Origin of the sequence: Streptomyces sp. BR1, from assembly GCF_052373795.1 — a bacterium.
Taxonomy (GTDB): domain Bacteria; phylum Actinomycetota; class Actinomycetes; order Streptomycetales; family Streptomycetaceae; genus Streptomyces.
Genome location: NZ_CM126252.1, coordinates 1,365,013 through 1,387,378 on the forward strand (window position 1 = coordinate 1,365,013; position 22,366 = coordinate 1,387,378).

At 73.1% G+C, this 22,366-nt stretch carries 1 protein-coding gene; it reads right to left on the reverse strand.

Going from position 1 to position 22,366, the window contains the following annotated elements; all coding sequences use genetic code 11:
* Positions 1-2: 2 nt before the first annotated feature.
* Entirely contained in the window at positions 3-22,346 is a 22,344-nt protein-coding gene (locus ACT1U9_RS06065; protein WP_444537345.1) for an SDR family NAD(P)-dependent oxidoreductase, read from the reverse strand.
* Between the last annotated feature and the right edge of the window lie 20 nt (positions 22,347-22,366).

Below are 22,366 nucleotides of genomic sequence, written 5' to 3' on the forward strand. Positions count from 1 at the left end.
CGTCAGGAGATCCCGAACTCCTTGCCGATGAAGTCGAAGAGGTCGTCGTCGGTCGCGGTCTCAAGGACCTCGGCCACGTCGTTGTCCTCGGCTTCCCCGGCCTCGCTCCAGGCGGCCAGCAGTGCCTGGAGCCGTTCGGTGATCCGGTCACGGCCGTCGCCGTCGGGCACGGCCGCCACGAGCGTCCTCTCCAGCCGGTCCAGTTCGGCGAGCAGCGGGGGAACCGCCGCGGCGCCTTCCTGCCAGAGTTCGTCGCGCAGGAACTCCACCAGCGCGTTCGGCGTGGGGTAGTCGAAGACGAGCGTGGCGGGCAGTCGTACGCCCGTCGCCCCGCCGAGCCGGTTGCGCAGCTCGACGGCCGTCAGCGAGTCGAAGCCGACCTCGCTGAACGAGCGTGCCGGGTCGACCGCGTCGGGCCCGGCGAAGCCGAGCACGGCCGCCACGTGTGTGCTGACCAGCTCCAGCAGTGCCTCGTCGCGTGCGGCCGGCGAGAGGCCGGACAGGCGCTCCCGCAGCGCGGTGCCGCCTTCCGTACCGCTGTCGTCCGTTCCGGCGGTGCGTCGGGTGGTGGTCCTCACCAACCCGCTCAACAGCGGCGGCAGCACACCACCAGCAGCGGCCTGCGCCCGCAACGCCACCAAGTCCAACCGCACCGGCACCAACAACGCCCGACCCGAACCCGACGCGGCATCGAACAGCGCCACACCCTCGTCGGCCGACAGCGCACTCACACCACCACGGCCCATCCGCTCACGATCGGCCTCACCCAGCTCACCCGTCATCGCCGACGCCTCAGCCCACAACCCCCAGGCCAAAGACGTCGCCGCCAGACCCAGCGCCCGACGGTGCTGCGCCAGCGCGTCCAGGAACACATTCGCCGCCGCATAGTTGGCCTGCCCCGCACCACCGAACACACCAGCAGCCGAAGAGAACAACACAAACGCCGACAAGTCGAGGTCACGCGTCAGCTCATGCAGATGCCACGCAGCATCCACCTTCGGACGCAACACCGCCGACACCCGCTCCGCCGACAACGACCCCACCACACCGTCATCCAGCACACCGGCCGTGTGCACGACCGCCGTCAACGGATGCGCGTCGGGTACGGACTCCAGAACTGCGGCCAGCGCATCCCGGTCAGCCACATCACACGCCGCCCACGACACCACAGCACCCAACTCAGCAAGCTCCGCCGACAACTCGGCAGCACCCTCAGCCGCACCACCCCGACGACTCACCAACAACAAATGCCGCACACCCCACACCGACACAAGATGACGCGCAAACAAACCACCCAACGCCCCACCCGCACCCGTCACCAACACCGTCCCACCAGAAGCGAGTTCCGGGGTGCTGCCGACAGCGTCACCGGAGCGCGCCAGCTTGGGAACCCGTACCGCACCACCCCGTACCGCGACCTCCGGCTCGCCCGAGGCGAGCGCGGCGGGCAGCGCGCGGTAGGAGGCGTCGGTGCCGTCGACGTCGGCGAGAGCGAAGCGTCCCGGGTTCTCCGACTGCGCGGAGCGGACCAGGCCCCACACCGGCGCGTGCGCCAGGTCCGTCACATCCTCGCCCGGTACGGCACAGACCGCGCCCCGGGTCAGGAACACCAGGCGGGAATCGGCGAACCGGTCGTCCGTCAGCCACTCCTGTACGAGCTCCAGCGCCCGGCCGGTCGCCGTGTGCACCGCACCCGGCACGTCGTCCCCGAGCGTGTCGGGCAGCGGGACGCACACCAGCTCCGGTACGGCCGGACCGGCGTCGGCGAGCGCCGCGAGACCGTCGTACGCCTCGTGGCGCACCCTGACGGAGTCGAGGCCGGAGTGGGTGTCGCCCGCCGCCGTGAGCAGGGCCCAGGGGCGCTGCTCGGCGACGGACACCGGGTTGAGCGGCAGCGCGGTCCAGTCGATCTGGAACAGCGATTCCTGCTGACCACCACGCGCCGCACCGATCTGCTCCGGCGAAACCGACCGCAGAACAAGCGAATCAACCGAAGCAACCGGTGCACCGGCCACATCAGCCAGCTCCAACGACACCGCATCCCGACCAGCCCGAGCCAACCGCACCCGAACCACCGACGCACCCACCGCATGCAACCGCACACCACCCCAGGCGAACGGCAACCTGCCCTGGCCGGTGCTCTCGACGAGGTTGCCGAGACCCGCCGCGTGCAGCGTCGCGTCCAGGAGTGCGGGGTGCAGACCGAACCACTCGGCCGACTCCCGGAACTCCTCGTCGAGGCCGACCTCGGCGTACACCGCGTCGCCGTGCAGCCAGGCGGCCCGCAGGCCCTGGAAGACCGGTCCGTAGTCGAACCCGGCCGCGGCCATGCCCTCGTACAGCCCGTCGATGTCGACCGGTTCGGCGCCGGCCGGGGGCCAGGCGGCCGGGTCGGCGGCCGGGGCCGGGGCCCCGGTGGTGGCGAGGACACCGCCGGCGTGCCGCACCCACGGCTCGTCGGTGGTGGCGTCCTCGTTCCGGGAGTACAGCGACAGGGCGCGCCGCCCGGACTCATCGGCACCGGCCACGGTGAGCCGCAGCTGGATGCCGCCGCGCTCGGGCAGCACCAGCGGCGCTTCGAGCGTCAGCTCCTCCAGCACGTCGCAGCCGACCTGGTCGCCCGCCCTGACGGCGAGTTCCACGAAGGCCGTGCCTGGCAGGAGTACGGAGCCCATGACCGCGTGGTCCGCAAGCCAGGGGTGGGTGGCGAGTGAGAGCCGCCCGGTGAACAAGAAGCCGTCGGAGTCGGGCAGTTCGACCGCCGCACCGAGCAGCGGGTGATCCGTCACCCCGAGACCGAAGCCGGTCGCGTCGCCGGGGCCCGTCTGCGTGGCGGCGTTGTCGAGCCAGTACCAGTCGCGCTGGAAGGCGTAGGTGGGCAGCTCGACCTGGCGGGCGCCGGTGCCGGTGAAGTACGCGTCCCAGTCCACGCGCACGCCGTGGGCATGCGCCTGGGCGAGGGCCGTGGTGACCGTCTCGGCCTCGTCGCGCCCGGCGCGGAGCGCGGGCGCGAAGACCGCGTCCTCTCCGGCCAGGCACTCCTGGGCCATGGCGGAGAGGACTCCGTCGGGGCCGAGTTCGAGGTAGGTGGTGACACCGGCCGCTTCGAGGGATCGGATGCCGTCGAGGAAACGAACCGCCTCGCGGACGTGGCGTACCCAGAAGTCGGCTGACGCCATCTCGTCCGAGACCAGAGCGCCGGTCAGGTTGGAGACGACCGGGATACGCGGGGACTCGTAGGACAGCCCCTCGGCAACCTTGCGGAAGTCGGCGAGCATCCCGTCCATGTGCGGGGAGTGGAAGGCGTGACTGACCGTCAGCTGCTTGGACTTGCGGCCTTCGAAGTGCGCCACGATCTCCTGCGCGGCGTCCTCGTCACCCGCGATGACCACCGACTGCGGGCCGTTGATGGCCGCGATGCTGACCCGGTCGGTGAGGTACGGAAGCACCTCGTCCTCCGACGCCTGCACCGCGATCATGACACCGTCACCGGGCAACGCCTGCATCAACCTGCCCCGGGCAGCGACCAGTTCGCAGGCGTCCTGGAGCGAGAACACCCCCGCCACGTGCGCCGCCGCGATCTCACCTATCGAGTGACCCGCCAGGAAGTCGGGCTTCACACCCCACGACTCCACCAGCCGGAACAACGCCACCTCAACCGCGAACAACGCAGGCTGCGTGAACTCCGTCCGATCCAACGCCTCAGCGTCCGAGCCGAACAGCACATCCTTCAACGGCAGTTCCAGACGCGAACACACCGCATCCAACGCCTCCGCGAACACGGGATACGCGTCATACAACTCACGCCCCATCCCCAGCCGCTGACTGCCCTGACCCGTGAACAGGAACGCCAGCTTCCCAGCGCTCACCACACCCCGCGCCACACCCGAGGCGGCTCCCTCCACCTCCAGCGCGGACAGACCCCGCAGCAGTTCCTCCCGGTCCCCCGCCACGACCACCGCACGATGATCGAACGAAGCCCGCCTGGCAGCCAACGAGAACGCCACATCCACCGGACGCAGCCCAGAAACACCCTCCACACGCGACCGCAACCGCGCCGCCTGCCCACGCAACGCACCCGCCGACTTCGCCGACAACACGAACGGCCAACAACCAACAGGCCCATCACCCACAACACCAGCAAGCTCCTCCGGAGCCTGCTCGATGATCGTGTGCGCGTTCGTACCACTGATACCGAACGACGACACACCCGCACGACGCGGACGACCCGTCTCCGGCCACGGCATCGAATCGGTGAGAAGCGAAACCGCACCGTCCTCCCACTCCACGTGCGGAGTCGGCTCGTCGACGTGCAGGGTCTTCGGCAGTACACCGTGCCGGATCGCCATGATCATCTTGATGATGCCCGCGACACCGGCCGCAGCCTGGGTGTGGCCCATGTTCGACTTGATGGAGCCCAGCCACAGCGGCTGGTCGGCCTCGCGCTCCCGGCCGTAGGTGGCGAGGAGGGCCTGGGCCTCGATCGGGTCGCCCAGGGTCGTGCCCGTACCGTGCGCCTCGACCACGTCGATCTGATCGCTCGTCAGTCCGGCCCCGGCGAGGGCCTGGCGGATGACGCGCTGCTGGGACGGACCGTTCGGGGCCGTAAGACCATTGCTCGCACCATCCTGGTTGACGGCCGAGCCCCGGACGATGGCCAGGACCGGGTGGCCCTTCGCCCGCGCGTCGGACAGTCGCTCGACGAGCAGCATGCCCGCGCCCTCGGCCCAGCTGGTGCCGTCGGCGGCGGCGGCGAAGGACTTGATGCGGCCGTCGGCCGCCAGTCCGCGCTGACGGCTGAACTCGGTGAAGGTGCCGGGCGTCGACATCACCGTGACACCACCGGCCAGCGCCATCGTGCACTCGCCGTTGCGCAGCGCCTGGATCGCCCAGTGCAGTGCGACCAGGGACGAGGAGCACGCGGTGTCGACGGTGACGGCCGGACCCTCCAGACCGAAGGCGTACGAGACGCGGCCGGAGGCGATGCTGCCGGAGTTTCCGGTGCCGAGGTAGCCCTCGACCCCGTCCGGGACGGAGGTGATCCGGGTCGCGTAGTCGTGGTACATGATGCCGGCGAAGACGCCCGTACGGCTGCCGCGCATAGCGGCCGGGTCGATGCCCGCCCGCTCGAACGCCTCCCACGAGGTCTCCAGGAGGAGGCGCTGCTGCGGGTCCATCGCGACGGCCTCGCGCGGCGAGATCCCGAAGAACGCCGGGTCGAACCGGCCCGCGTCGTGCAGGAAGCCGCCGGAGCGGGTGTAGCTGGTGCCCTTGCCGTCCGGGTCCGGGTCGTACAGGGACTCCAGGTCCCAGCCACGGCCCTGCGGGAACTCCGAGATGGCGTCGACGCCGCCCACCACCAGACGCCACAGGTCCTCGGGGGTCTCCACCCCGCCCGGGTAGCGGCAGGCCATGCCGACGATCGCGATCGGTTCGTCGTCGAGGACCGTGCCGGACCGCACGGGCACGGCCGGGGCCGTGTCCGCCGGTTCGTCCAGGTCCAGCGCCTCGGTCCGCAGGAAGTCCGCGAGCGCGCCCGGCGTCGGGTAGTCGAAGACGAGCGTGGCGGAGAGGCGCACGCCGGTCGCGGCACCGAGGCGGTTGCGGAGCTCGACGGAGGTCAGCGAGTCGAAGCCGAGCTCCTTGAACGCCCGGTCGGCCGGTACCTCGTCGGTGGAGGCGTGGCCGAGTACGGCGGCCACCTCGGCCCGGACGAGGTCGAGGAGAGCCGCGTCGCGCTCGGCGGCGGGCAGCGCCGCCAGTCGCTCGCGGAGCGCGGTCGCGCCGGCCGCGGTGCCCGCGCAGGCGGCCCGGCGCACCGGCACGCGGACCAGGCCGCGCAGCAGGTCGGGCAGCATCCCGGAGTGGGCCTGGGCCCGCAGGGCGGTCAGGTCTAGCGGGAGCGGGACGAGCAGGGCGTCCGTGGTGTGCCGGGCCGCGTCGAAGAGGGCGAGGCCGGTCTCGGGCGTGAGCACGGTGATGCCGCCGCGGTTGATGCGCTCGCGGTCGGCCTCCGCCAGGCCGCCACCCATACCGACGACGCCGCTCCACAGTCCCCAGGCCAGAGAGGTCGCCGGGAGACCCAGTGCCTTACGGTGCTGGGCCAGCGCGTCCAGGAACACGTTCGCCGCCGCATAGTTGGCCTGCCCCGCACCACCGAACACACCAGCAGCCGAAGAGAACAACACAAACGCCGACAAGTCGAGGTCACGCGTCAGCTCATGCAGATGCCACGCAGCATCCACCTTCGGACGCAACACCGCCGACACCCGCTCCGCCGACAACGACCCCACCACACCGTCATCCAGCACACCGGCCGTGTGCACGACCGCCGTCAACGGATGCGCGTCGGGTACGGACTCCAGGACTACAGCCAGCGCATCCCGGTCAGCCACATCACACGCCGCCCACGACACCACAGCACCCAACTCAGCAAGCTCCGCCGACAGCTCCGCAGCACCCTCAGCCGCACCACCCCGACGACTCACCAACAACAAATGCCGCACACCCCACACCGACACAAGATGACGCGCAAACAAACCACCCAACGCCCCACCCGCACCCGTCACCAACACCGTGCCATCAGCATCCAGCTCGCGGCCCGCGGTCTCCTCGACCACGGCACGGGCCAGCCTCGGCACCCGGAAGGCTTCGCCGCGTATCGCCAGCTGGGCTTCTCCGGTCTCCAGGGCCGCCGACAGCGACTCCGCGGACAGGGTGTCCGGCTCGACGTCGGCATCGATCAGGGCGAGACGGCCGGGGTTCTCCGCCTGCGCGGAGCGCAGCAGACCCCAGACGGCGGCCTGTGCGAGTCCGGGCACCGCCTCATCGGCGCCCACCGCGACCGCACCCCGGGTCAGGAACACCAGGCGCGAATCCGTGAACCGCTCGTCCGCCAGCCACTCCTGTACGAGAGCGAGAGCGTCGGCGGTACGTGCGTGCACCGCGCCGGGTACGTCCTGCGTGACCGGCTCGTCCCACGGCACCACGAGCGACTTCGGGGCCGCGCCGCCCTCGGCGACGGCCGCGCCCAGCGCGGCGAGGTCCGCGAACATCTGCGAGCCGGCACCGAGCAGTATCCAGTCGTCGGCCGCGCCGGTCGCAGCGCCCGAGGGCAGCACCGCCCAGTCCACCCGGAACAGCGCGTCGCGGGTGACGTCCGGAGCCGCGCTCAACTGCTCGCGGGAGACGGCCCGCAGTGCCAGACCGGCCACCGAGGCGACCGGCTCGCCGGCCGCGTCGGCGATCGTCAGGGCGACCTCGCCGCCCCGGCCCGGGGTGAGGCGCACGCGCAGCGCGGACGCGCCGACGGCGTGCAGGGTCACGCCGGACCAGGAGAAGGGCAGTCGTCCCTCGCCGCTCGCGTCGGCGGAGCCGCCCAGGCCGAGGGCGTGCAGGGCCGCGTCGAGCAGGGCCGGGTGGAGCGCGAAGACGCCCGCGTCGGCCTCGGCCGACTCCGGCAGCCGTACCTCGGCGAAGTACTCGCCGTCGCGCCGCCAGGCCGCGCGCAGGCCCTGGAAGACCGGGCCGTAGCCGAAGCCGGAGGCCGCGAGGCCCTCGTACAGCCCCTCCACGGGGACGGACTCCGCCCCGGTCGGCGGCCATTCGGTCAGACCCTGCGGGGTCCGCTCGCCACCGGCCGCGAGCACACCGGCGGCGTGCCTGGTCCACAGGGTGTCGCCGGCCGCGTCCTCGGGCCGCGAGTGCAGCGCCAGTGTGCGCCGGCCCGCCGCGTCGGCGGCACCGACGGAGAGCCGCAGCTGCACGCCGCCCTGCTCGGGCAGCACCAGCGGCGCCTGGAGCGTCAGCTCCTCCACCATGTCGCAGCCGACCTGGTCACCGGCACGGATCGCCAGTTCCACGAAGGCCGTGCCCGGCAGGAGTACGGAGCCCATGACCGCGTGGTCCGCGAGCCAGGGGTGGGTGGCGAGTGAGAGCCGCCCGGTGAACAGGAAGCCGTCGGAGTCGGGCAGTTCGACCGCCGCACCGAGCAGCGGGTGATCCGTCGAACCGATGCCGGCCGACATGACATCACCCTGCGGGCGGCTCACGTCCAGCCAGTAGCGCTTGCGCTGGAAGGCGTACGTGGGCAGGTCGACGCGCTGGGCGCCGGTCCCCGCGTAGAACGCCTCCCAGTCCACGGTCACACCACGCACATGAGCCGCGCCAAGAGCCGAGAGCAACGTCCCGGCCTCATCACGCCGGGCCCGCAGAACGGGCACGAACGCGGCACCGTCACCGGTCACACACGCCTGAGCCATCGCCGACAGAACCCCATCGGGACCCAGTTCGAGATAGGTGGTGACACCGGCCGCTTCGAGCGCGCGGATGCCGTCGAGGAAACGAACCGCCTCACGGACATGACGCACCCAGAAGTCGGCCGACGCCATCTCGTCCGAGACCAGAGCACCGGTCAGGTTCGAGACCACCGGGATACGCGGAGACTCGTACGACAGCCCCGCCACCACCTCACGGAACGCGTCCAACATGCCGTCCATGTGCGGCGAGTGGAACGCATGACTGACCGTCAGCCGCTTCGACTTACGATCCGGGAACTGCGCGACGATCTCAAGCGCCGCATCCTCGTCACCCGCGATGACCACCGACCGCGGACCATTGACCGCTGCAATGCTGACCCGGTCGGTGAGGTACGGCAGGACCTCGTCCTCCGACGCCTGCACCGCAACCATCACACCACCGGCAGGCAGCGCCTGCATCAACCGGCCACGGGCGGCGACCAGTTCACACGCGTCCTCCAGCGAGAACACCCCGGCCACATGCGCCGCAGCGATCTCACCGATCGAATGACCGGCCAGGAAGTCGGGCTTGAGGCCCCACGACTCCACCAGCCGGAACAACGCCACCTCAACCGCGAACAACGCAGGCTGCGTGAACTCCGTACGGTCGAGAAGATCACCGTCGTTGCCGAACAGCACATCCTTCAAAGGCAGTTCCAGACGCGAACACACCGCGTCCAACGCCTCCGCGAACACCGGGAAAGCGTCATACAGCTCACGCCCCATCCCCAGCCGCTGACTCCCCTGACCCGTGAACAGGAAGGCGGTCTTCTGCGTCGTCGAGGAGGAGCCCACGGCCAGGCCGGTGGCTCCGCGTCCCTCGGCGAGGGCCGTCAGTGCGGCGCGGAAGCCGTCACGGTCGGAGGCCACCACGCTGGCGCGCTCGTCGAAGAGGGCCCGGCCGGTCACCAGGGAGTGGCCGATGTCGGCGAGGGACGTCTCGGGGTGCGCTTCCAGGTGGGACAACAACTGCTCACCCTGTGCGCGCAGCGCGTCCGGGGTGCGGGCGGAGAGGTGCCAGGGGAGGGCCGCCGGGGCGGTGGGCACCGACGGGCGCTCGGCGGTGTCCGGGGCCTGCTCGATGATGGCGTGCGCGTTGGTGCCGCTCATGCCGAACGAGGAGACACCGGCGCGGCGCGGACGGCCCGTCTCCGGCCAGGCGATCTGCTCGGTGAGCAGCGAGACGGCACCGGCCGACCAGTCCACGTGCGGCGACGGCGCATCCACGTGCAGGGTCTGCGGGAGCACCCCGTGCCGCATCGCGAGGACCATCTTGATGATGCCCGCGACACCCGCGGCGGCCTGGGTGTGGCCGAAGTTGGACTTGATCGAGCCCAGCCAGAGCGGAGTGTCATCGGACCGGTCCTGGCCGTACGTGGCCAGGAGGGCCTGGGCCTCGATCGGGTCACCGAGGGTGGTGCCGGTGCCGTGCGCCTCGACCGCGTCGACATCGGCCGTGGTCAACCCCGCGTTGGACAGCGCCTGACGGATCACCCGCTGCTGCGACGGACCATTGGGAGCGGTGAGCCCGTTGCTCGCACCGTCCTGGTTGACCGCCGTACCCCGTACGACCGCGAGAACCTGGTGACCGTTGCGACGGGCATCGGAAAGCCGCTCGACGAGCAGCATGCCGACGCCCTCGCCCCAGGCCGTGCCGTCGGCGGCGGCGGCGAAGGGCTTGCAGCGGCCGTCGGCGGCCAGACCGCGCTGACGGCTGAACTCGGTGAAGACGTCGGGGGTGGTGATGATGGTGACACCGCCCGCCAGGGCGAGCGAGCACTCGCCGTTGCGCAGTGCCTGCGCGGCGAGGTGCAGGGCCACCAGCGACGACGAGCACGCCGTGTCGACCGTGACCGCCGGACCCTCCAGACCGAAGGTGTAGGAGACGCGGCCGGAGGCGATGCTGCTGGAGCCGCCGGTGCCGAGGTAGCCCTCGACGCCCTCGGGGACGGCGTTCAGGCGGGACACGTAGTCGTTGTGCATCTGGCCGACGAATACGCCGACCTGCTTGCCGCGCAGGCCCGTCGGGTCGATCCCGGCGCGCTCGAACGCCTCCCACGAGGTCTCAAGCAGGAGCCGCTGCTGCGGGTCCATCGCCAGGGCCTCGCGCGGGTTGATGTTGAAGAACGCGGGGTCGAAGCGGTGGGCGTCGTAGAAGAAGCCGCCTTCGCGTGCGTAGGAGGTACCGGCGCTCTCGGGGTCGGGGTCGTACAGCGCCTCGGTGTCCCAGCCGCGGTCCTCGGGCAGGTGGGCGATGCCGTCCCGGCCTTCGGCGAGCAGCTGCCACAGGTCCTCGGGGGTACGGACGTCGCCGGGGAAGCGGCAGCTCATGGCGACGATCGCGATGGGGTCGTCGGCCTCGGCCATGGCCGTCGTGTGGCGCGGCACCGCGGCGGCGGCCTCGGAGCCGAGGAGTTCGTCCTTGAGGTAGCCGGCCAGGATCAGGGGCGTCGGGTAGTCGAAGACCAGTGTGGCGGGCAGCCGGATGCCGGCGGTCGCGCCGAGCCGGTTGCGGAACTCCACGGCGGTCAGCGAGTCGAAGCCGATGTCCTTGAAGGCGCGGGTGGGTTCCACGGCTTCGGACGAGGCGTGGCCGAGGACAGCGGCGACCTGGTCGCGGACGAGGTCGAGCAGGAGCGGGTCGCGCTCGTTCTCGGGGAGCCTTACGAGCTGCTCCACCAGCGGGGTCCCGCCGCCCGCGGCGGTGGCCTCGACGGTCCGGCGGGCACGGGCGCGGACCAGGCCGCGCAGCAGGGCGGGGACCATGCTCGCGTCGGCCTGGCGCAGCGGCGCGAGGTCGAGCTGCATGGGGACGAGGAGGGCGTCGCCGGTGTCGTGGGCGGTGTCCAGCAGCGCCAGGGCCTCTTCGGAGGAGAGGCCGAGGACGCCGGAGCGGGTCATCCGGTCCTTGTCGGCGGCCTCCAGCTCGCCGGTCATGCCGCTGGCCTCGGCCCACAGTCCCCAGGCCAGGGAGGTGCCGGCGAGGCCGTGGGCCTGCCGGTGGCGGGCGAGGGCGTCCAGGAAGACGTTCGCGGCGGCGTAGTTGGCCTGTCCGGCGCCGCCGAAGGTGCCGGCGGCGGAGGAGAACAGGACGAAGTCGGCCAGGTCCAGCGCGCGGGTCAGCTCATGGAGGTTGAGGGCCGCGTCGACCTTGGGACGCAGGACCTTGTCGAGCCGCTCGGGCGTGAGGGCGTCGATGACGCCGTCGTCGAGGACACCGGCCGTGTGCACGACCGCCGTCAGGGGGTGTGCGGCCGGTACGGCTGCCAGGAGCGCGGCGAGCGCGGTGCGGTCGGCGGCGTCGCAGGCGGCGACGGTGACGTCGGCGCCCAACTCGCGCAGTTCGGCGGCGAGTTCGGCGGCGCCCGCGGCGGCTTCGCCGCGGCGGCTGGTCAGCAGCAGGCGGCGGGCACCGCGGACGGTGACCGCGTGCCGGGCGACGAGAGCGCCGAGGGTGCCGGTTCCGCCGGTGATCAGGACGGTGCCGTCGGGGTTCCAGCCGGCGGGCAGAGTGAGCACGATCTTGCCCACGTGGCGGGCCTGGCTGAGGTAGCGGAACGCCTCGGGCGCCCGCCGCAGGTCCCAGGCGGAGACCGGGACGGGGTGCAGCGCACCCGCCCGGAAGAGGGCGAGCAGCTCGGTGAGCATCTCCTGGATGCGGTCCAGGCCGGCCTCGGTCAGGTCGAACGCCTGGTAGACGACGCCCGGGTGGGCGGCGGCGACGTCCTCGGGGGCGCGGACGTCGGTCTTGCCCATCTCGACGAACCGTCCGCCGCGCGGCAGCAACCGCAGCGAGGCGTCCACGAACTCGCGGGCGAGGGAGTCGAGGACGACGTCGACGCCGCGTCCTTCGGTGGCGGCGCGGAAGGTGTCCTCGAAGTCCAGGGTCCGCGAGGAGGCGATGCGGTCGTCGGTCAGACCGAGTCCGCGCAGGGTGTCCCACTTGCCGGGACCGGCCGTCGCGTAGACGTCGGCACCCCAGTGGCGTGCGAGCTGGACGGCGGCCATACCGACGCCGCCGGCGGCGGCGTGCACCAGGACCGACTCGCCGTCGCGCAGTCCGGCGAGGTCGTGCAGCGCGTAGTACGCCGTCATGAAGACGATCGGTACGGACGCGGCCTCGGCGAAGGTCCAGCCGTCGGGCATCGGCGCGATCATGCGGCGGTCGACGACGGTGAGCGGCCCGAACGCGCCGGGCAGCATGCCCATGACGCGGTCGCCGACCGCGAGGTCGGTGACGCCGGGGCCGGTCTCCAGGACGAGACCGGCGCCTTCGCTGCCCATCAGGCCCGGGTCGCCGGGGTACATGCCGAGGGCGTTGAGGACGTCGCGGAAGTTCAGACCCGCGGCGCGGACCGCGACGCGGACCTGGCCGGGCTCCAGGGGTGCCTCGGACTCCGGGCTGGGGACGAGGGTGAGGTTGTCGAGGGTGCCCTTGTCCTGGATGTCCATGCGCCAGGCGGACTCGCCCGGGGGCGGGGTCAGCGGGGTGGTGGCGGGGACCCGGGCCAGCCGGGGCGCCAGGACGGTGCCGCGGCGGATGGCGAACTGCGGCTCGCCGGCGGCCAGGGCCGCGGCGAGGACGTCCGCCGAGGCCGCGTCGGCGTCGAGGTCGGCGAGGACGAACCGGTCGGGGTTCTCCGCCTGTGCGGTGCGCACCAGGCCCCATACCGGCGCGTGGGTGAGGTCGGCCAGGTCCCAGTCGGCCTGTGCGGCGACCGCGCCCCGGGTGACGAACACCAGGCGGGAGGCGGCGAACCGGTCATCGGCGAGCCAGGTCTTGACCAGGGAGAGCACTTCGTGCGTCGCGGTGTGCACGGAGCCGGCGAGGTCGCCGGCTCCGGTGGCCGTGACCGGGGTGTGGTCGACGAGTACGTACGCCGGGGCCGGGGCACCCGTGTCGAGGGCCGCGCGCAGGGCGGCGAGGCCGTCGAAGGCCACGCCGGGCAGAGCGGTGTCCTGCGTCCCGACGACAGCCCACTGGTCGGTGGCGGCGGTGCTGTCGGCGGGCACCGGCAGGGTGGCCCAGTCGACGCGGAACAGCGACTCGTGGTGGGCGGAGCGCGCGCTGCCGAGCTGGTCGGCGGAGACGGGCCGCACCGTCAGGTGGTCGACGGCGGCGACGGGCACGCCGGCGGCGTCGGCGAGCTGGAGGGAGAGGGAGTCCTGGCCGTCCCGGGTGAGGCGGACGCGCAGCGCGCCCGCGCCGACGGCGTGCAGGGACACACCGCGCCAGGAGAAGGGCAGCCGGCCCTGCTGGTCGCCGTCCGGGGACGGCTGGACGAACGTGGCGTGCAGGGCGGCGTCGAGGAGCGCCGGGTGCAGGCCGAACAGGGCGGCCTCGGACTGCCGGTCGTCGGGCAGCGCGACCTCGGCGTAGACGTCGTCGCCGTGCAGCCAGGCGGCGCGCAGCCCCTGGAAGACCGGCCCGTAGGAGAAGCCTCCCAGGCCGAGGTGCTCGTAGAGGCCGTCGACGCCGACGGCTTCGGCGCCGGGCGGGGGCCAGGCGGCGAGGTCGAAGGCCGGGGCCGGGGCTCCGGCGGCGAGGACGCCGCCGGCGTGCCGGGTCCACGGCTCGTCGGCGGTGGCGTCCTGGTCGCTGGAGTACACCTCCAGGGTGCGACGGCCCGCCGCGTCGGGGGCGCCCACCACGATCTGCAGGCGGACGGCCGCGTGCGGGGCGAGGATCAGCGGTGCTTCGAGGGTGAGTTCCTCAAGGAGGTCGCAGCCGACCTGGTCGCCCGCGCGGATCGCCAGTTCGACGAAGGCCGTGCCCGGCAGCAGGACGTTGCCCATGACGGCGTGGTCGGCGAGCCAGGGGTGGGTGTCGAGGGAGAGCCTGCCGGTGAAGAGGAACCCGTCGCCGTCGGCGAGGGCGACGGCGGCGCCGAGCAGCGGGTGGTGGGCGGCGCCCAGACCCGCCGACTCCACGTCACCGACGTAACCGGCGGGGGCCTCGATCCAGAACCGCTCGCGCTGGAAGGCGTAGGTGGGCAGTTCGACGACGCGGGCACCGGTGCCGGCGAGGCAGGCGGTCCACTCCAGTGCCACGCCACGGGTGTGGGCGGCGCCGATCGCGGCGACCAGGGCCTCGGCCTCGCCCCGGCCGCGGCGCAGGGCCGGCAGGAACACGGCCGCTTCGGCGGCGTCGGCGAGGCAGTCGCGGCCGAGGCCGGACAGCACGCCCTGGGGGCCGATTTCGAGGTAGGTGGTGACGTGTTCGGCGTCCAGGGTACGGATGCCGTCGAGGAAGCGGACCGCCTCACGGACGTGGGCCACCCAGTGGTCGGCGGTGCGCAGTTCGTCGCCCGCGATACGTCCGGTGAGGTGGGTGACGACCGGGATGGTGGCCGCGTGGTACGTCAGGTCGGCGGCGACCTCGCGGAAGTCGTCGAGCATGCCGTCCATCAGCGGGGAGTGGAAGGCGTGGCTGACCTTGAGCCGCTTGGTGCGCCGGCCGCGCCGCTCGAACTCGGCGGCGATCTCCAGGACGAGGGACTCCTCGCCGGAGATGACGACGGAGTTGGGGCCGTTGACGGCGGCGATGCCCACCCGGTCGGTGAGCAGCGGCAGCACCTCCTCCTCGGTGGCGCTCAGAGCGACCATGGCGCCGTCGGTGGGCAGCGCCTCCATGAGACGGCCGCGGGCGGCGATGAGCCTGGCCGCGTCGGGCAGGGTGAGCACGCCGGCGACATGCGCGGCCGTGATCTCGCCGATGGAGTGACCGGCGACGTAGTCGGGCCGCACGCCCCACGAGGCGACGAGCCGGTAGAGGGCGGTCTCCAGCGCGAACAGGGCGGGCTGGGTGTATCCGGTCCGGTCCAGCAGGTCGCTGTCGTCCGCGAACAGGACGTCCTTCAGCGGCTGTTCGAGGTGCGGGTCCAGTGCGGCGCAGACCTCGTCGAGCGCCTGGGCGAAGGCGGGGTAGGTGGCGTACAGCTCGCGGCCCATGCCGGAGCGCTGGCTGCCCTGGCCGGTGAACAGGACGGCCGTACGGCCGTCGGCGACGGCGTGCCGGACGAGCCGGGCGCTGTCGCGGTCCTCGGCGAGGTCGGTGAGCCCGGCGAGGAGGCCCGCGCGGTCGGCGGCGACGACGACGGCCCGCCGGTCCAGGGCGGTACGTGTGGTGGCGAGGGAGAGCGCCAGGTCGGCCGGGGCCGCGTCGGGCCGTTCGGCGAGGTGGTCGATGAGCCGGAGTGCCTGGGCGCGGAGCGCGGCGGGGGTCCGGCCGGAGAGCGCGAACGGCAGGGGGGTGCCCGCCGGGAGGGCCGGTGCGCTGTCGCCGCCGGTGGTGGCGGGCTCGTCGGCGGGCGGCTGCTCGATGATGACGTGCGCGTTGGTGCCGCTGACGCCGAACGAGGAGATGCCCGCGCGGCGGGGGCGGCCCGTCTCGGGCCACTGGGCGGTCTCGGTCAGCAGGGAGACCGCGCCGGCCGCCCAGTCGATGTGCGGCGAGGGCTCGTCGACGTGCAGGGTCTGCGGGAGCACCCCGTGCCGCATCGCGAGGACCATCTTGATGATGCCCGCGGCGCCCGCGGCGGCCTGCGTGTGGCCGATGTTCGACTTGATGGAGCCGAGCCGCAGCGGGGTGTCGTCGGACCGGTTCTGGCCGTAGGTGGCGAGGAGGGCCTGGGCCTCGATCGGGTCACCGAGGGTGGTGCCGGTGCCGTGCGCCTCGACGGCGTCGACATCGGCCGTGGTCAACCCCGCGTTGGACAGCGCCTGACGGATCACCCGCTGCTGCGACGGACCATTAGGAGCGGTGAGCCCGTTGCTCGCACCGTCCTGGTTGACCGCCGTACCCCGTACGACCGCGAGAACCTGGTGACCGTTGCGACGGGCATCGGAAAGCCGCTCGACGAGGATCATGCCCGCGCCTTCGGCCCAGCCGGTGCCGTCGGCGTCGGCGGAGAAGGACTTGCAGCGGCCGTTGGTGGCCAGGCCCCGCTGGCGGCTGAAGTCGATGAAGGTGTCGGGGGTGGACATCACGGTGACACCGCCGGCCAGGGCCATGTCGCACTCGCCGCTGCGCAGTGCCTGCGCGGCGAGGTGCAGGGCCACCAGCGACGACGAGCACGCCGTGTCGACCGTGACCGCCGGACCCTCCAGACCGAAGGTGTAGGAGATACGGCCGGAGGCGACGCTGCCCGCCGTACCGGTGCCGAGGTAGCCCTCCAGGCCCTCGGGCACGGCCGGGAGCCGGGTGAGGTAGTCGTGGTACATGACACCGGCGAACACGCCGGTCCGGCTGCCGCGTACCGAGGCCGGGTCGATACCGGCCCGCTCGAACGCCTCCCACGAGGTCTCAAGCAGGAGCCGCTGGTGCGGGTCCATGGCCAGGGCCTCGCGCGGGTTGATGCCGAAGAGGTCCGGGTCGAAGTCGGCGGCGTCGTGCAGGAAGCCGCCCTCGCGGGTGTACGAGGTCCCGGCCCGGCCGGGATCGGTGTCGTACAGCGCTTCGAGGTTCCAGCCACGGTCGGTGGGGAACGGCGAGATCGCGTCGACGGAACCCGTGACGAGCTGCCACAGCTCCTCGGGGGTGGTCACGCCGCCGGGGTAGCGGCAGCTCATGCCGACGATGGCGATGGGGTCGTCGTCGAGCGCGGCCGCGACCGCCGCCGGGGCCTGCTCGGGCGCGTCGCCGAGGAGTTCGGCGCGCAGGAACGCGGTCAGCGCGTTCGGGGTCGGGTAGTCGAAGACGAGGGTGGCGGGCAGCCGGACGCCGGTGGCGGAGCCGAGGCGGTTGCGCAGCTCGACGGCGGTCAGCGAGTCGAAGCCCAGCTCCTTGAAGGCGCGGGTCGGGTCGACGGCCTCGGGGCCGGGGTAGCCGAGGACGGCGGCGACCTGGACGCGGACGGTGTTCAGGAGCAGCCGGTCGCGTTCCACGGCGGTCAGCGGCAGCAGCCGCTCGGCGAAGCCGCCGGCCGGGACGGCGTCCGGGGCCTCGGCGGCCCGGCGGGCCGGGGCGCGGACCAGGCCGCGCAGCAGGGCGGGGACCATGCTCGCGTCGGCGTGCCGCAGGGCCGACAGGTCCAGGTGCATGGGGACGGCGGTGGGATCGCCGACGGCGCGGGCGGTGTCCAGCAGCGCCAGTCCCTGAGCGGAGGAGAGCGCGGCGACGCCGGCGCGCGAGATCCGTTCCAGGTCGGCGTCGGCGAGCTCGCCGGTCATGCCGCTGCGCTCGGCCCACAGGCCCCAGGCGAGCGCGGTGGCGGGCAGTCCCGCGGCGCGGCGGCGCTGGGCGAGCGCGTCGAGGAAGGTGTTGGCGGCGGCGTAGTTGGCCTGTCCGGGGCCGCCGAGGGTGCCTGCGGCGGCGGAGAACAGGACGAAGGCGGCCAGGTCCAGGTCCTGGGTCAGCTCGTGCAGGTGCACGGCGGCGTCGACCTTGGCGGGCAGTACGTGGTCGATCCGCTCGGGCGTGAGCGCTTCGAGGATGCCGTCGTCGAGGACGCCGGCGGTGTGTACGACAGCGGTCAGCGGATGCGCGGCCGGCACGGTCCGCAGGAGCGCGGCGAGCGCGTCGCGGTCCGCCACGTCGCAGGCGGCCAGGGTCGCCTCGGCGCCCAGCTCGCGCAGTTCGGCGAGGAGTTCGCCGGCGCCCGCGGCGGCCTGGCCGCGGCGGCTGGTCAGCAGCAGGCGGCGTACGCCGTGCGCGGTGACCAGGTGCCGGGCGACCAGCGCGCCGAGGGTGCCGGTGGCGCCGGTGACCAGCGCGGTGCCGTCCGGGTCGAGAGCGGGTGCCTCCTGGCCGGGGGCGGCGGCGACGCGGGCGAGCCGGGGCACGACGACCGTGCCCTCGCGCAGGGCCAGTTGCGGCTCACCGGTGGCGAGCGCGGCGGGCAGGGCACGCCAGGACTCCTCGCGTCCGTCCAGGTCGAGCAGGACGAAGCGGTCGGGGTGCTCGGACTGCGCGGAGCGCAGCAGGCCCCACAGCGGGGCGTGGGTCAGGTCGTCGACGTCGGCGTCCGCGGTGGTGGCGACGGCGCCGCGGGTGACGAAGACCAGCCGTGAGCCGGCGAAGCGGTCGTCGGCAAGCCACTCCTGGGCGAGCCCGAGGGCGTGGTGCAGCGCGTCGCGCACGGAGCCGGGCAGGGCGCCGTCGACCGGGACGGCCGAGGGCCCGCCCGGGGCGCCGACGGGTACGACCACGGCCTGCGGGAGCGGTGCCCCGGCCTGGAGAGCCGCGCCGAGGGCCGCGAGGCCGGTGTGGGCGGCGGCGGTGGGCAGCGCGGCGGAGAACTCCGCCCCGGCGTCACCCAGCAGTCCCCACTGGCCCGCGGCGACGGTGGTGGTGGCAGGGGTGGGCACGACGGTCCACTCGACGCGGAAGAGCGAGTCGTGGAACGCGGTGCGCGCGGCGTGCACCTGGTCCGGGGAGACGGGCCGCAGCAGCAGGGCGTCGACGGAGGCGACGGGCGCGCCCGTCTCGTCGGCGAGGGTCACCGACACGGTGTCCTGGCCCGCGGGAGCGAGCCGGACCCGCAGGGCTCGGGCGCCGACGGCCTTCAGGGCCACACCGCTCCAGGAGAACGGCAGTCTGCCGTGCTCGGTCTCCTCCAGGAGGGAGCCGATGCCGACGGCGTGCAGGGCCGCGTCCAGGAGCGCGGGGTGCAGGCCGAACAGTGCGGCCTCGGCGTGCGCCTGCTGGGGAAGCCGCACCTCGGCGAAGACCTCCTCGCCGCGCTGCCAGGCGCCCCGCAGGCCCTGGAAGACCGGTCCGTACGCGAAGCCGGACTCGGTGAGGTAGTCGTACAGGCCCTCGACGTCCACCTCGGTGGCGTCCTTCGGCGGCCAGCTGGTGAGGTCGGCGAGGGGCTTGTCCGCGCCGGGGGCGGAGGTGGCCAGGAAGCCGGTGGCGTGCCGGGTCCAGGCGCCCTCGCCCCAGGTGTCGTCGGCGGCGTCCTCGGGCCGGGAGTGCAGGGTCAGCGAGCGGCGGCCGTGGGTGTCGGGGGCGCCGACGGCCAGCTGGATCTGCACTCCGCCGTGCGGGGGCAGTACCAGCGGCGCTTCGAGGGTGAGTTCGTCCAGCAGGTCGCAGCCGGTGTGGTCGCCGGCCTGGAGGGCGAGTTCGACGAAGGCGGTGCCGGGCAGCAGCACGGTGTCCATCACCGTGTGGTCGGCGAGCCAGGGGTGCGTGGCCAGCGAGAGCCGGCCGGTGAAGAGGTGGCCGTCGCCGTCGGCCAGCGTGATGGCCGCGCCGAGCAGCGGGTGGTCGGCGGAACCGATGCCGGCGGCGGTGACGTCGCCGGCCCAGGCAGTGGGCTGCTCGGGCCAGTACAGCTCGCGCTGGAAGGCGTAGGTGGGCAGCTCCAGGCGGGTGGCGCCGCGTCCGGTGAAGACGGCGCTCCAGTCGACGGCGACCCCGCTGACATGGGCCTGCGCCACGGCCGTGGCGAACGCGGACGCCTCGGGGCGGTCGGCGCGCAGCACGGGCACGAAGACGGCGTCCTCGGCGGTGACGCACTCCTGCGCGAGCGCGGTGAGCACTCCCCCGGGGCCGATCTCGACGAAGGTGGTGACACCCTGCGCGGCGAGTGTGCGCATCCCGTCGAGGAAGCGGACGGCCTCGCGGACGTGCCGGACCCAGTAGTCGGCGGCGCAGATCTCCTCGGCGGTGACGGAGGCACCGGTGAGGTCGGAGACGATCGGGATGACGGGCGCGGCGTACGCGACGGACTCGGCGACCTCGCGGAAGTCGTCGAGCATGGCGTCCATCAGCGGGGAGTGGAAGGCGTGGCTGACGGTGAGCCGCTTGGTGCGCCGGCCCCGGGCGCGCAGGGTTTCGGCGAGGGCCGTGGCGGCGTCCTCGTCGCCGGAGACGACGACGGCGGTGGGGCCGTTGACGGCGGCGATGCCCACCCGGTCGGTGAGCAGCGGCGCGACCTCGTCCTCGGCGGCCTCGACGGCGATCATCGCGCCGCCGGCGGGCAGCGCCTGCATGAGCCGGCCGCGGGCGGCGACCAGCTTGGCCGCGTCGGCGAGGGTGAGCACGCCGGAGACGTGGGCGGCGGCGAGTTCGCCGATGGAGTGGCCGATGAGGAAGTCGGGGGTGACACCCCACTGTTCGAGCTGCCGGTAGAGGGCGACCTCGACGGCGAACAGGGCGGTCTGGGTGTAGGCGGTCTCGTCGAGGAGGGCGGCCTCGGGGGTGCCCTCGGCGGCGAACAGCACCTCCAGCAGGGGGCGTTCGAGGTACTGGTCCAGCTCGGCGCGGACCTCGTCGAGGGCGCGGGCGAAGCCGGGGTGGGCGGCGTACAGCTCGCGGCCCATGCCCGGGCGCTGGCTGCCCTGCCCGGCGAAGAGGAAGGCGGTCTTGCCCTCGCCCGGTACGCCCTGGACGAGGCCGGCGGGCTGCTCGTCGCGGGCGAGCGCGGCGAGGTCGGCGAGCAGGCCCTCACGGTCGGCGCTGAACAGCACGGCCCTGCGGTCGAGCGAGGAACGGCTGGTGGCCAGCGAGAAACCGAGGTCGGTCAAACCCGCGGTGTCCGCGGCGAGTTCGGGGTGCTCGCGCAGGTGGGCGGCGAGCCGCTCGGCCTGGGCGTGCAGGGCGGGCTCGTCCCGGCCGGACACCAGCAGCGGGACGGGTCCGGTGGCGCCCTTGGCGGCTTCGGCGGCGGGCCCGGTGGAGCCGGTCGCGGGAGCCTGGGAGTCGTCGGCGGGCGGGGCCTGCTCGATGACGGTGTGGGCGTTGGTGCCGCTGACGCCGAAGGAGGAGATGCCCGCACGGCGCGGCTGGCCGGTCTCGGGCCACGGCACGGCCTGGCTGAGCAGCTTGACGTCACCGGCGGTCCAGTCGACGTTGGACGACGGCTCGTCGATGTGGAGCGACTCGGGCAGGACGCCGTGCTGGATCGCGTGGACCATCTTGATGATGCCCGCGACACCGGCCGCGGCCTGCGTGTGGCCGATGTTCGACTTGATGGAGCCGAGCCACAGCGGGCGGCCCTCGGGCCGGTTCTGGCCGTACGTGGCGATCAGGGCCTGCGCCTCGATCGGGTCGCCGAGGGTGGTGCCGGTGCCGTGCGCCTCGACGACGTCGACCTGCGCCGGGGTGAGCCCGGCATTGGTGAGGGCCTGGCGGATGACGCGCTGCTGGGAGGGGCCGTTGGGGGCGGTGAGGCCGTTGCTGGCGCCGTCCTGGTTGATGGCCGAGCCGCGCACGATCGCGAGGACGGGGTGACCGTTCTTACGGGCGTCGGACAGCCGCTCCACGAGCAGCATGCCGACGCCCTCGCCCCAGCCCGTACCGTCCGCGCCGTCGGCGAACGGCTTGCAGCGGCCGTCGGGGGCCAGGCCCCGCTGCCGGCTGAACTGGACGAAGGCGCGCGGGCTCGACATGACGGTGACACCGCCCGCGAGCGCCATCGTGCACTCGCCGTTGCGCAGCGCCTGCACCGCGAGGTGCAGGGCGACCAGCGAGGAGGAGCAGGCGGTGTCGACGGTGACCGCCGGCCCCTCCAGGCCGAAGGTGTAGGAGATGCGGCCGGAGACGACGCTGGCCGCGTTTCCGGTGAGGAGATACCCCTCGACGCCCTTGGGCACCTCGCGCAGCAGTTCCGGGTAGTCCTGGCCGTTGGTGCCGATGAACACACCGGCCTTGGAGCCGCGCAGGGTGGCCGGGTCTATGCCGGCCCTTTCGAAGGTCTCCCAGGACGTTTCGAGCAGCAGGCGCTGCTGCGGATCCATGCCGAGGGTTTCGCGCGGGCTGATGCCGAAGAACGCGGCGTCGAACTCCCCGGCGCCGTCGAGGAATCCGCCCTCGCGGGTGTACGAGGTGCCCTGCTGGTCGGGATCGGCGTCGTACAGCGACTCGATGTCCCAGCCACGGTCGGTCGGGAAGTCCGTGATCGCGTCCCGGCCCTGCGCCACCAGGTCCCACAGGGCCTCGGGCGTCTCGATGCCGCCGGGGAACCGGCAGCTCATGCCGGTGATCGCGATCGGCTCAGGCTCCTGGGCCTCGACCTCGCGAAGCCGCTGACGGGTCTGGTGCAGATCGGCCGTCACCCGCTTCAGGTAGCCGAGGATCTTGTCCTGATCTGCATCTGCCATTGGAACCTCACCCATGCTTC

What these genes read in the sequence shown, in the direction of transcription:
- ACT1U9_RS06065 (WP_444537345.1), bottom strand. Translation starts at nt 22,346, where the DNA reads ATGGCAGATGCAGATCAGGACAAGATCCTCGGCTACCTGAAGCGGGTG.